Origin of the sequence: Sphingobacterium sp. 2149 (assembly GCF_031455655.1) — a bacterium.
In the GTDB taxonomy this organism is placed as follows: Bacteria; Bacteroidota; Bacteroidia; order Sphingobacteriales; family Sphingobacteriaceae; genus Sphingobacterium.
Genome location: NZ_JAVDTD010000012.1, coordinates 199,686 through 213,657, shown reverse-complemented (window position 1 = coordinate 213,657; position 13,972 = coordinate 199,686). Strand labels below are relative to the sequence as shown.

At 41.3% G+C, this 13,972-nt stretch carries 7 protein-coding genes; all 7 read right to left on the bottom strand.

Features of this window, described 5'->3' with window-relative positions:
• Positions 1–15: 15 nt before the first annotated feature.
• A complete protein-coding gene (locus tag J2X77_RS18225; RefSeq protein WP_209578507.1) occupies positions 16–1,875 on the bottom strand; it encodes a RagB/SusD family nutrient uptake outer membrane protein in 1,860 nt (619 codons plus the stop codon).
• A gap of 11 nt (positions 1,876–1,886) precedes the next feature.
• The gene (locus J2X77_RS18220) at positions 1,887–5,348 is read right to left on the bottom strand and encodes a TonB-dependent receptor (protein ID WP_310081913.1); all 3,462 of its coding nucleotides are present in this window, start codon (positions 5,346–5,348) and stop codon (positions 1,887–1,889) included.
• Between the two features lie 52 nt (positions 5,349–5,400).
• Positions 5,401–6,642, bottom strand: a complete 1,242-nt coding sequence (locus tag J2X77_RS18215) for a DUF1343 domain-containing protein (protein ID WP_310081911.1) — start codon at positions 6,640–6,642, stop codon at positions 5,401–5,403.
• A gap of 606 nt (positions 6,643–7,248) precedes the next feature.
• Positions 7,249–8,250: a phosphodiester glycosidase family protein gene (locus tag J2X77_RS18210; protein WP_209578505.1), complete on the bottom strand. Its 1,002-nt coding sequence runs from the start codon at positions 8,248–8,250 to the stop codon at positions 7,249–7,251.
• A gap of 2 nt (positions 8,251–8,252) precedes the next feature.
• Complete coding sequence (locus J2X77_RS18205; RefSeq protein WP_209578504.1) at positions 8,253–9,056, bottom strand: DUF4397 domain-containing protein; 804 nt, start codon at positions 9,054–9,056, stop codon at positions 8,253–8,255.
• An 18-nt stretch (positions 9,057–9,074) separates the two neighbouring features.
• Positions 9,075–10,655 (bottom strand): SusD/RagB family nutrient-binding outer membrane lipoprotein, encoded by a 1,581-nt coding sequence (locus J2X77_RS18200; RefSeq protein ID WP_209578503.1) that lies wholly within the window; start codon positions 10,653–10,655, stop codon positions 9,075–9,077.
• Between the two features lie 4 nt (positions 10,656–10,659).
• Entirely contained in the window at positions 10,660–13,737 is a 3,078-nt protein-coding gene (locus J2X77_RS18195) for a SusC/RagA family TonB-linked outer membrane protein (protein WP_209578502.1), read from the bottom strand.
• Between the last annotated feature and the right edge of the window lie 235 nt (positions 13,738–13,972).

The following is a 13,972-nucleotide window of genomic DNA, read 5'->3' as shown; positions in this document are numbered from 1 at the left end:
GATATGTAAATTAAATTACCACCCTTTAGTTTGGGTTAACTTATAACCTTTGGCAGCATATTCATTCACCTGCTCTAATCCAACAGGCGCAATATAAGAGCGATCTGTAAATGATTCCCGGTTGCGTACGTCCTCAACGCGATAATAACCAATTAACTTATCGCCATTCGTACCATCATACGAAATGGTATTACCATTCGCATCCACCACTTTCAACAAACCTTTTTTGCTATCCACCAACAAGGCCGGCATATCTTGTTTAACATTGATCCAAGGACCCAAGAAATAGTCGTTGTTTTTGCTGAAATCCATGTAATTCAACTTCTTCCAACGCTTGATATCAAGCAGGCGTAATCCTTCATAAACAAACTCCATACGTCGCTCACGTCTGATTTCCCACATTAACGGCGAAACGTCAGCATCGCGGGAAGGATCATTTGCAATGGCGCCAACTTGCAATGGAGCTGTTTTCTGAACACCCTTTGCAACCGCAACAGCATCAAGTGGACGATTACGGATCGCATTAATGGATTTATCGATATCAGTCTGTGTCACTGCAACACCACCGAAACCTTCTGCCAAAATTTGCTTCGCCTCAACCCAGTTCAGCACAACTTCCGCCAGGCGGATCACAGGAGCATCCGAGGTATTTGTACTGGAAGCCCAAGCTGCTGGATAAGTTTTGCCCAAATAACCCAAAGCTTCTCGGGATGCAAACTTATACGCATAGAAAAGTGTCGACGAAGATGTTAGAGGTTTCTCGTAGATGGAAGCCTCAAAACGTGGATCACGCGTAAGCGCCAAATCTTTCAGCGTAAAGCTATTTGCATTTGCCAAAGAAGAACTTTGCCATGGCTTACCGTCGTTACAGATAAAAGATTTAATCAACACAAGATTAGCAGCATTACTCTGGCCTTCTGTACCATTACTATACGATCCTACACTATGCGTTGCACTCTTCGTAGCATCATAAGCGCGATACATAATTACCTCCTTATTAGCACTTAAATCTTCCGAAGCAAATAAGCTTTTGAAATCACTGCTAAAATTATAGGCATTGGAAGCCATAACAACTTCCGCGGCTTTTTGTGCCATTTCAAGGTATTTTTTTGCTCTTTCCTTATCTAAATTGTGATAATACAAAAAGGAACCTTCAAACAACATCAGTCTGGAGATAAACGATGCCGCCACATATTTGTTCAAATATTGCTTACCATCATTTGTACGCATATTATCCAGTACATACTGAAAATCGTCATACACATGATCCATCACTACCGCACGGCTGTCGCGATCCTTGTACATCAAATCCAGTTCAGTATCTTTCAATTCCTTATCATAATAAGGTACGTCACCAAACACTTCGACCAATCGGCTATATTCAAACCCTCTGAAAAAACGAGCTACCGCCATCCAATGACGGTACGTTTCATCATTGATATTCGGTTTGGTTTTGTTCTCAATACGGTCGATAAAGATATTTGCTTTGCGCACATAAGTAAAACTCCAAGTCGGACCCGCATACTCACGGATCATTTCAGGAGTTTCCATTAAAGCTATCGTGCTGGAATATTGATTTTTTCGACTTGTAGGAATCGTATTCTCAAAATTATCCTGAATATTTTTCTTCGTGAGATCATCCGAAAAGTTATAACCTGTTACCGGCGCATAAGCCGTAGCGAAACCTGTATTATATCCTGTAAAATAATTGGCATAAAACCCGTTAGCGTACAGACGCAGCGCAAGTTCGTTGCCCCAACCTTTATCATCTTCCAAGCTTGTCAACTGATTACGATCAAGCACGTCTTTATTACAGGATGATAGCACCAACGTTGCTCCAAGCGCCAAAAATGCTATTTTCTTTGTAAATTTCATTGTTGTAAATTTTAAAAATTAACCTGAACACCAAACGACACCGACTTAAACATTGGTGTACCAACACCTGTTCTACCCGAGTTATAATTTGTAGCATTAAAAATAGAAAATCCATTGATTGCCTCTGGGTCTACCGGTAAGCCGTTCAGCTTATCAAAAGTGAAGAAGTTTTCCAATGAAGTATATACTCTTGCCGTTTTGATAAATGCTTTTCGCGTCAATGTCGACGGAAAGGTATAACCCAATGTGATATTTTTAATACGTAAATACGACATATCCAATAGGTAACGGGACTGTTTAACCATATTGTTTGCATCATTGCTTGCCGCATTATTATATGCTCTCGGATAGAAAGCACCTGTATGGTCTGCAGACCAGAAATTATCAGCGATTGCTGAAGGCATAGCACCATCCGAAGCGTTATAACCTGGAATCGTCAAGAAACCATTACCCCAGATCTGACGCTTTCCAACCCCCTGCATAAATCCAGAAAGATCAAAGCCCTTATAGTCAAATCCCAAACGGAAGCCATATTCATAACGCGGTGTTTCGTTACCGATGATTTCCATATCACCATGATCATCCAGGGTACCAGCTCCGGCATTAATCTGACCATCGCCATTCAAATCAGTAAATTTCACGTCACCAGGACCAAATTTAAAATTACTGCTTGTCGGGAAGGTATTGTAAGCACCATTCGGATCTGAAAGTTTATTCATCACTTTACCTGCCACTGTTGTCGTAACTAGCTTACCATCCGAACCATATTCAAAATCACCCGCCTGATATAATCTATCAGTACGATAACCCCAGATTTCACCCACATCTTTACCATTATAGTAATCTGAAATTACCCGCGTGTTTGTATATTGCAGAATAGTCGTTTTCGCATCCGATAACGTTCCTCTGACATTAAAGCCAAAGCCGCCTTCAAAACGATGGTTAAAATCTAAAGCGAGTTCCCATCCTTGTGTACGTAAGGCGCCAAAGTTACCCTGTGGTGCAGGAGCTCCAAAAGTTGCACTAACATCACCACTTGGGACGATCATGTTTTTAGTATCTCTTCTATACCAATCGAAAACTAATCCCAATTTATTTTTGAACATGCGCATATCCAAACCTATGTCTGTCGTTTCAATACGCTGCCACTTCAATTCACTTCTTACTGCCGAAGGAGTTCCAATCGTAAAATAACGGCTACCGTCAGCACCCAACCAAGCTACATCCCCCGGTATCATGGTCGATGTGTATAAACTTGGAGGTACAGTTTGATCACCAATAGATCCCCACGAACCTCTAAACTTCAACTGATTAAGTGTAGGCTTAGCCCATTCCATAAAACTCTCTTCCGAAGCTACCCAACCTGCCGAGAAAGATGGGAACCATTGCCATTTCAAATCTTTCGGAAATTTCGAAGAACCATCATAGCGAATGTTTGCCTCCACAAGATATTTATTTTTATAGGCATAATTTACACGTCCGAAATAGCCTAGTTGTGCCTCCCATGCAGCATCACCTTTCGCCAATTGCGCAGACGTATTTACACCGAAACCCAATTGTGGATTACGAATATCCAATAAGTTAAATGTTTGCGAAGAGTTCATATCATAATCCAACGTCACACGGTTAACACCGGCAATAAATTTGAAATCATGATCATCGTCCAGATTTAAATCATAGGTCGTGAACGCATTGATAGTATTATTACGACGAGCACCTGAAGCTCTCAAAAAGTGATCAGGATTTGCTCCATTAGCCGTATATGTATAGTAATTCAGATCATATGCAGCCATCGCTCCTGTAGCACCTGCAGCAACCACCTGACCATCAGAATTTACATAGATCGGATTACCCGAAGCATCTTTTCTTGCTACACCCGCAACCCAAGAATCTGCCGCAGTAAAACGTGTACCAGGCTGCGTTGTGATTTCCTCTTGATTGGAGAATGTGTAATCAAAATCAACTTTCCAGTTCTTCTTGATATTCACAGTTGCTCCTAAATTCAAATTGATGTAGTTATTTTGGAAACTCGCCGTATTTGCGGAAGACGTCTCACTCCATGGGCTACGAATCATATTACCTCTGTCGTCATACCCCATCGGATACAATGAGCTCCAGCGATAGAGATACAACCACGGATCTGCGGTGGTTGAACTTGTTGTATAAGGGTACTCTTTTTTACGGCGCGACACCATAGCACCACCGCGCACCGTTAAATATTTATTAATATCAGAGGATATGCGCAATGCCGCATTTGTACGGTTAAACTTGTCATGATCCGTTGTTTTCATCATACCAGACTGACTCAACAAACCCATGCTCAAATTATATTGTGTCTTACCAGATGTACCCGAAATACTTAAATCATGCTGAGAAGTAGGGGCAGCCTTACGGATCATATAATCCTCTACGTTGTAGGTGCGAACACCATACTTTTTAGTAGGTTCGGCAGGATTGACATACCAATCACGGCCATAAACAGTAGGATCATTAGCACCAATGGAGTTACCGTAATTCTTTTTCCAATCCAATGCCCGCTGATAGCTTTCGCGGTTAATTTTGTAAAAAGCACCTGTCTCAGATTCCCCGACACGTTCAGCTGCTTCCAAAGAATATTTGAGCGCATTCACATCGCCCATATTATAATCTACGGCAGAGTTCTGAAAGGAGAAGTTATTGGAATAATTGATATTGAAGCTATCGCCACCCTTTGCTCCTTTTTTTGTGGTAATCAATACCACACCAAATGCAGCTTTAGCACCATAAATAGAAGAAGCAGCTGCATCCTTCAGTACCGAAATAGACTCGACATCAGCAGGATTAACCAATTGGATACTTGGAATCTCCACATTATCCAATAAAATAAGCGGACTAGATCCCCCAGCAATCGAACCCATTTGACCACGGATTTTCATCACCGGATCGGAACCAACTTCTCCACTAGGCACCACAACAGTCAGACCCGGTGTCGTACCTTGAATACCGCGGCCAACATCTGCAATAGCACGGCCCTGAAGATTATCCTTTACGTTAATAGTAGAAACAGCACCAGTTAAGTTACCTTTTTTCTGAGTACCGTACCCCACCACCACAACTTCATCCAACGCTTGATTATCGTCTGCTAGCGTCACATCAAGCGAACCTGAAGTTACGGTAACTTCCTTCGTCACGTATCCAACAGATGAAAAACGCAACTTGCTCCCCACGGCAGCTGTAATTTTAAATTGTCCTTGAGCATCGGTCTTTGTTGACGCAGTACCGCCAATCAAAAATACACTTACCCCAGAGACTGGACCTTTTCCATCCTTTACAGTACCTTGCACCGTATTTTGAACCGCACCTTTTGCAGAAGAACGTAGAAGAGCGCTTGTTAAATTACCACTGTTCAACGTACCTTCTTTTTTAGTAAAAGAATAGGATTCAGAAGGAAAACTCAATCCAAGAGCAACAGAAAATAGTACAAATTTTCTCATTGATTATAGAGTTTTAAAATAAATGATTCTAGTTAATATTTGTTAGTTATTGCTATTCAAAATCAGTGTAAAGCAGATACTTTTTACGCATTTGCTTATACGCTTTTAGGTCATCGGACCATGACGCACGAATCTGTGCCTCGGATTGACCTGCAAGGATCTGCTTGCGTAATTGATCTGTGCCTGCGAGCTTATCAAAAAATTCAGGCCGTGCAAAAAAAGTGGATTTATCCGGTGTCTTTTGATAAAAATCCAGTAGATATTTTAAGGTAAATTTTTGACTCGCTGGATCTAAAGCACGTAGGTCTATACCATAATTTGTAGCCCCTTTTCCTTCCACATGCTTCGACATACCATGGCGTTCGCCGGGGGTAAACGTAAAAGAACCGTATACCGGATTTGTATATCCTAAAACCTGAAAAGGCCAATCTGTACCACGTCCTACCGAAATGTCAGTCCCTTCGAAAAGGCACAATGAAAGATATAAACGTACAGACAGTGGATTGGGTAAGCTTGGCGAGGGAACTACGGGCAAATCATACATTGTTTTGTGATCCCAGTTTTGCACCTTCACAATCTGTATATCCGCCTGGCGCCCATTCTCCAACCAACGTTCTCCATTGATCATCTGTGCAAGCTCTCCAATAGTCAGACCATGAATCATAGCTATCTTATGCCAAGACACATCGGATTTAAATTTATCGTCATGCCTGACAGGACCATCTACTTGATCGCCATTTGGGTTTGGGCGATCTAGAATGATCAGCTTTTTATTATGTTTTGCACAAAGTTCCATGACACGATGCAATGAAGTGATATAGGTATAAAAACGCGCACCCACATCTTGTAGATCGAAAATCATGACATCAATGGAATTCACAATGGAATCCTGCTTTTTATTGCCGCCATATAATGTAAACAAAGGCAAACCTGTTTTCTGATCCACATCATTCCCAAACTTCTCGCCACGTTCAACATTACCACGGAAACCGTGCTCAGGAGCAAAAGCAAACTTTAAGTCAACTTTGTTCTCCATCAATACATCAACAACATGCTTTTTATTGGAACCAACAATCGAAGTTTGATTCCCCATAATACCTACCTTCTTACCTTTTAATTGAGGCAGATATAAATCGAGCTGGTCCGCTCCTGGCAGAATCACATTCTCCGCGGCCCCCGCTACACGTATCCCATTTTCCGCATTGACCTGAGCAGACTTTAGTGAACTGCCGCAAGAGACAAAACCGGCAATCGAAATCACAAAGGCAAGTTTTAATAAGGTAGTTTTCATCATAAATAGACTTTTAGCTCATGCAGAAATGCAGTTTTATGCATGAATAATTGAAAATCAGGATAAAAGTAAGTAGAAGTTTTCGTTTTTAAAACAAAACTTGTCACAAAAACGCAAAAGAAAGTAAGTGTTCACTTTTTCTCAAAGTTAAAAATGGAATAAAGCCATCAATTATGAATCACCGCACAGCCACTAAAAATATGAGTTAAACAGTAGAATTACAACCATTTAAAGAAATATCTCAATATTAAATTCATTATGACGTCGCGGGATAAAAATACGAACAAGTAACAAACACATTATTTTTAAAACAGCACGCATAACACGCATAAATCAGTATTAGAAAGCAACTAAAACATTGGCTATCAAACCACCAAATTGCCATTCAGCAAAAAACTGCAACTATTTTATTACCTCACCACCCTGCCGCTATTGGCGGCAACGCCTGCGTGCCTCTATAATCTTTTACCCCAAAAAGCCAACGAACACATCGACTATTTCAGCGCCCAAGATTTACGACCGTCTGAGCCTTGCATAAATTCCATATCATGCAAAAGGGCTTTCGGATATCTCTTCCAAAAGCCCTTATGCATGCTATTTAGATAGAAACTATTTTACCACAAAACCAATACCATTGGCACTAGAACCACCTGCAGCTGCTACCGGTTTATTGACCACTTTCCAGCTTACTCCGCCGGTCTGCGCGTCATTTTCTATGCGTTGCACCATTACGGATGCAGCTCCACCATTTGTAACAAAAGCATCAGAAGCTCCGATTGATTGCATAATCTTTCCTAAATCATTATAGGTAATACCAACGGAAAAAGCATTCGTACCACCATCCACCACAACAGCATACAAATAATTTTTATCAGCACTGATTCCCACGGCTGTATTCGCCTGTACCGTTGTTGCCGTCGAAGCCACAGTAGCACCTTTATATAACAGCCATGTACCCCCAGACACCAATGACGCAAGATCATTTAAATTATATGCGTCCATCGACGATGATTCCGATGGTTTATTGCCTACAAAAACAGAGCCGTCCTTTTTCACCCCCAAGAAGGGCCTTGTATTTGATGTCGCTGTCGTGGTGGTCGTTTTCAACAGTCGACTTCTAAAGATGAACGAACCTGTCGGCGCCGAAGAGGTTACGACATCTCCATTGATTGCTGCTATTACTTTACCTCCAGAACGGCCTTCATTATATTTAGCCATATCTGCCATAGTCTGCACCGTAAATAGATAATCATCGAAAGGACTTAGTGCTGCCACCTTTACATTAGACTTCGAAAGATCCACCTCTAAAATCTGCATACTCATGGCCTGATTTAATTTATTCACATAACGAACATGCGTACGCTTTATTCCATTTGCAAGGGTTGTCGTAGAATCCAGCTTAAAAATTGAGATAATATCCGTTTTGTCCATAATCTTTTTTATGAGCGTACCGATCTCATTGTCAGGCGGTATCACTTCCGGAGTAGTCACCACAGGCTCTTTTTGCTCAAATACAGGATAATCATCCCGCTGTTTACAGGCCACCAGCGAAAGGAGCAAGTAAAACGATGCAGTTATACACAGTTTATTTCTATATTTTTTATTTTTCATGACTATCGAATTAAGAAAAATGAAACATAAGGTTTCATGATGGTAGATGTAAAACCTTCGTACCCCAGCGCATAGACAGTATATGATCTTCGGTCCAAAATCGCACCGGCATTTGAATAAGAAGCTAATACCGAAGCGTTTGTGATAGGCGATCCTGCCCGACGTATCTTCCAGGTACGGGTTGTGATACGATTTAACTCAAAATACGGACTAGTCTCCAAATACTTCACATTTTTAGCGACCAATGAGTCCTGTGTTGGCTCAGAGGATGTTACGGCAGCACCATAATAGAGATCTATAGCTTCCACATTAGGCATTAGATTTGTAAAACGGTAGCGCGCCTGTGTACTATCTGGACGCGTTAAATCTTCTTCATTCAAAATCATTCTTGTATTTTTTGCAGTATCCGTCACATGCAGCGTATAACGCTTACCCGCCTCAAACTTCACCGTAGATTGGTATAATATGATGGAATCCAAACCACTATCCGTCTTATAAGGCAATCCAACCTGCACATTAACAGAACCCGATTTCCATTTCAGAAAGTCCGGACGAGAATCACCACGGGTATTATAACCGCCGCCTGGAAAAGGCTCTCTGCCCCGGATAAGCGGAGTAACGCGCTGGCCATCAAACTTTACATACATATAACGATCGTCTGGATAAACAGAAGCCATGTTGATTTTAACAATTGCATCGTCTGCCCCCATAAATTCCACATCGCCAAAATTCTGTATGGCTTTATCACAAGAATAAAAACCAAAAAGAAACAAGCAGGCACCTAATATAATTTTCAAACTTTTCATACTTTAATCTTTAATGGATTAATTATCTTTTGTTACAAACCAGGTAGGTTTGGTGACATAATATGGATCCAAGGCTCCCCACTTATCCAACTCTTTTGCATTCCACGCATACTCCGAGTTATAACGGGGACGCACCCTATAACAGTAAGCCTGATATTGCAAGCCCGAACCGCTAAGTGACTGATACTGCTTAAAAATATTCGTGTCGTAATTATACTTGCGCAGATCACACCACTGTTCCAATCCGCCCCAGCCCCATTGTACGATATATTTCTGTCCCATAATATCGGAAAGCATCAGATCAGCCGAAGTCTGCGGGATTTCACTACTCGTCAAATATGATTTGATCTGCGCTTCACTGATAGCAGTTTCAGCATTGGTATTGATATACTTGTTCACAAAAGTCATATGCGAGCGAATTGCATTCAGATAAGCTTCATAGGCCTCAGGCAGCGATCCCTTAATAAAAAGAGCCTCCGACTTAACCAACTGCAGTTGTGCATACGTCATCAATGGAAAATCGACTTTGTCTCTAAAAATGAATTTTCCTTCATACACACCTCCCACGATCTTACCCAGAACCGAAGGTATAATTGTCGCCGAATTGGTTACATTTGGCAGAGCCCCAGAAAAGACCGTATCGGCGGCGTTATCTAAATTCCTATTGATTATTCTTAAAAGGCGCGGGTCACTTGCGACACGTGAAGGCGCCGTTACGATACCCCTTAGCCCTCCAGATAAATAACTTACAATAGGTTGACCGGCACGGCTATAGTACGTACTCGTATAAACTCCATACAATGGCCCGACCACACTTGAGGTCTCGGCTTTATCGCCCAAAAACTTAACCGCCGCATCGTCATCATTTGATGCCAACGACTGGTTGACGTAATAAATAACAGAATCTGCATATTTTGATTTAAAATCAGGCTTATTCACCAAATGGATATACTGAAGGGCGCGAATACCATAAACAAACTTGCGCCATTTACCCATATCGCCCCGAAAAAGATTGTCTCCTTTTTCTGAACTCAAATTAGCACTATAATCGAGTGGGCTTTTTTGATCCATATAATACAAAGCAGAATCACACCATACCCTCACCTGCGCATAAACTTCTTTTTGATCGTCATATTGGAAGCTAAGCTGATCGCGCAAAGCTTCTTTCATAATCACTGGACCATGATAATCCGTAAGCATTTGGTACCCCCAGGCCTTAACGGCATAACCTATTGCTGCATACTCGTATTTCTCATTTTCCACGGCATCCCTGATCATATTAGCCAGGTTCCGCCCATGGTTAAAATAGACCATTCGCCACATCACTCCACCAACATCACTCTGTAGTCTAAACCCATGCCTTTCCCAAACTTTTGAAGCATCGTCAGCAGAAGCTCCCATAATGGACTGATTAAACTTATTCATAATGGTCTGATCCTGCGCATAACCGTTTGCCATATGAAATATAATGGGAGCCAACAAAATCTCGGCCTTAACATTTTGTGGATAAGATGGATTATCATTGATATCCATAAATTTTTTACAACCTGTCATTATCAAAGTCAATAACAACAAAGCCGTGACTATTTTTGCTTTCATAATTTTATAATTGTAGGTTAACGCCAAGGTTGAAGCCCTTCGGTCTGGCCATATTACCAAAATCTATTCCATATCCTCCCATTCCACCTATGCCGGTTGTATTCGAGTTACTTTCGGGATCCAATCCAGTATAATTTGTAAACATAACGAGGTCAGTAGCTGTAAAAAACGCCTTTAGTGAAGACCTTTCACCTAAGAACCGTGTCAGTCTTTTTGGCAACCGATAACTTAACGTAATATCACGCAGTCTCATTGTGTAGATATTCCGTTCCACGAACATACCCGGCTCGATATTGGTAAAATAATAAGCGGAGGAAGTATATGGTGTTACCGCAATATGGTTGATTGTAGGATTTTCCGAATTCTCCAATCCATCCTTCAAAACACCCCTTATCACCCGCGGATCTTCTCTATTTAGCGTTTTCGTCGACATACCCAGCGTATACATATTATAATCCAGTCCATTCAATACATCGCCACCTTTACGCCAGTCCCACAAAAATGTCAGGTACCAATCTTTATAATTGAACTTGTTGACCATCCCCAGCGTAAACTTCGGCAGGCGGTCGGCAATCGGGTAATAGCGGTCTGTCCCAGCGACCGGCAAACCAGTTGCCGGATCGATCAGTACGTCGCCTTTCGTATTACGCATAAACTGCGTTCCGGAAAGAGCACCCATACTGTAACCAGGCAATACAGCCGAGCGCACCCCGCTGAGCAGCCAAGTATCCGAATCATACAGTTCCGGCAAATCTTCAGCTAGCGACAACACACGGCCTTTATATTGGGTAAAGTTGAACACAAGGTTCCAGTTGAAATTATTCTTGACAATCGGATTGAATATTGCCTGAAGCTCGGTACCCACATTTTTGACTTTACCTCCGTTCATCATTTTTAAAACGAAGCCCGAGCCATAACTCAGTCGGGGCAAAATAATCTGACCATCACTCAGTCTGGAGAAATAACTAAAATCAAAAGAAACAAACTTTTTAAACAAAGAAAATTCTATCCCAGCCTCAAGCTCATTCGTCATTTCAGCAACGAGTTTATCATTTCCCCCATTGAAACCATAAGCATATCCACCGCCTGTAGAGTACTGAGGCTCATAATTCGATTTGATAAAATAAGACCGAAGTGGCCCTTTACCTGTTTTACCTGCTGAAAATCTAATTTTTCCATCTGAAATCACATCCGAGACTGCCTTAATTGGATTTAAATCTGTAAAATTAAAGGCCAAAGAACCCGAAGGATATGAGAAATAGGGATCATTCGGCATTAAACGTGATGTCCCATCCAAACGCCCAGATAAGGTCAGATACAGCAAAGTTTTATACCCTAATACAGCCTGACCAAAGAATCCGATAGACCGGTAGTTGTTGATGATATTTTTTGCCAGACGCGTCGACGCATAGGTATTATTGATACTGTAGAAGTTCGGATCAAAAAAATTAGTTCCGTATTGCGAATCCGTAATTGAGCTTTGATCGCGAATTTCACCACCTAAAAACGCACTGATTGAATAATCACCAAAAGTTTTATTGGCCGAAAAACGCGCATTACCGTACAGGATACGCGTATTATTCTGATAAGTACTATACTTACCACCGGTAGGTGAAGTGGAGGAACCCGAGCCGGAATAGGACTGCGGATGATAAACGCTTTCACCTTTTGTGCTGGAATAATCTATCCCCACAACACCTTCAAATCTGAGCCAGGACAATGGTTTATAGGTAAAATTTGAAGAAGCCAGCGTGCGGTTGGTTTTATCGTTGGCAATGTTCCGATACACATCCCAAAAAGGGTTATCCAGTTCATTATAAATATCCTTGGTATTTAATACACGATTGCCTTTTTCATCGATCCAATTCCTGACGTCGTAGAGCGGATTAAAGCGCATCAGTGTCATTAAATAACCTGTAGTTCCTTTTCTTGCTTTATCATTGTCCGAAAAGATAAAGTTGAAAGAAGTATTCAATTCAAATTTATTTGAAAATTTAGCAGTAGAATTTAATCGCGAAGAGAAACGCGTGTAACGTGTATTGGGAACGATACCCGTATTATCATTATATTCATTTGACCAGCGATAGCTTAGATTTTCATTACCACCATTAAAGGTTAAGTTATGCTTTTGATTATATCCATGACGAAAGAAATTTTTCACATTATCTTTATGCAACAGCATTTCCTCCTTGTATTTTGGACCTAATGCGTAGGAGGATGTACCATCATAATTCCCATTCAACCCTTGCATGTAGGTATACTGCCGTTCAGGAAATTTATTAACAAACTCCATTCTTCCCGAATAGCTATAATCAACCCCAAATTTACCACTCTTAGCTTTCTTTGTTGTAATAATGATTGCACCTCCAGCACCCGAACTCCCATATAATGCTGTTGCCTCTGGCCCCTTCATCACGACATAAGTTTCAATATCCGAAGGGTTAATATCCAGTGCCCGATTGGAATAATCCAGATCCCGATTGGCTCCATTCATTGCTAGATCATTTTCATTGACTGTCGAATTGTTAATCGGCACGCCATCGACAACAATCAATGCATTATTATCCCCTGAAATAGAGGCAAAACCCCGAAGCACGATTTGAGCCGAGGCGCCGGGCATACCCGACGTACTGTTAATGGACAAGCCCGGTACACGTCCTTGCAAGCCTTGAAAAAAACCTTCCCGCTGTGTATCCGAAACATCCTCTCCGCTAACTTTCGGTGTAGAATAACCCAAGGATTTTTTTGACCGCTCAATACCCATCGCTGTTACCACAACTTCATCTAGGGATGCATTATTCTCTTGGAGAACAACATTGATGACTGACCGGCCATTTACCGCAACTTCCTGCGATTGATACCCCACATATCGGAATACCAAAGACGCACCTTCAGAAACTGTTATCTTGTAATTACCTTGACTATTCGTCGCTGCCTGCCCCCCTTTTCCAGTCTCCCGCACGGTAACTCCAGCCAAACCGGCTCCACTTGCACTGGTCACTCTGCCGGCAATATTTTTTTGTGCTAGGGCAGCACCACAAAAACATAGTAAACCCAAAAAAATGAGCAAACTCCTTTTCATAATTTTAAATTTTAATTCATTAGATCAATTCGGTTTTAAATAGGTTGCACCGTAACCTAGTACGGCAACAAAACGCAAAATACGCACATTATTTGTTCATAAGCAGCTGCTATTTTTAGGTAAAAATATTGGTTTGTTCTTCTTTTCACCTCTAATATAGCACAAAAATGCAAAACATAAGCTATTATTTTCATTTTGTTCGCATAAAGTCAAGCACATAACTCATAAAAACGAA

Coding starts and splice junctions, on each gene's coding strand:
- J2X77_RS18225 (WP_209578507.1), bottom strand. CDS start 1,875: ATGAAATTTACAAAGAAAATAGCATTTTTGGCGCTTGGAGCAACGTTG.
- J2X77_RS18220 (WP_310081913.1), bottom strand. CDS start 5,348: ATGAGAAAATTTGTACTATTTTCTGTTGCTCTTGGATTGAGTTTTCCT.
- J2X77_RS18215 (WP_310081911.1), bottom strand. CDS start 6,642: ATGATGAAAACTACCTTATTAAAACTTGCCTTTGTGATTTCGATTGCC.
- J2X77_RS18210 (WP_209578505.1), bottom strand. CDS start 8,250: ATGAAAAATAAAAAATATAGAAATAAACTGTGTATAACTGCATCGTTT.
- J2X77_RS18205 (WP_209578504.1), bottom strand. CDS start 9,056: ATGAAAAGTTTGAAAATTATATTAGGTGCCTGCTTGTTTCTTTTTGGT.
- J2X77_RS18200 (WP_209578503.1), bottom strand. CDS start 10,655: ATGAAAGCAAAAATAGTCACGGCTTTGTTGTTATTGACTTTGATAATG.
- J2X77_RS18195 (WP_209578502.1), bottom strand. CDS start 13,737: ATGAAAAGGAGTTTGCTCATTTTTTTGGGTTTACTATGTTTTTGTGGT.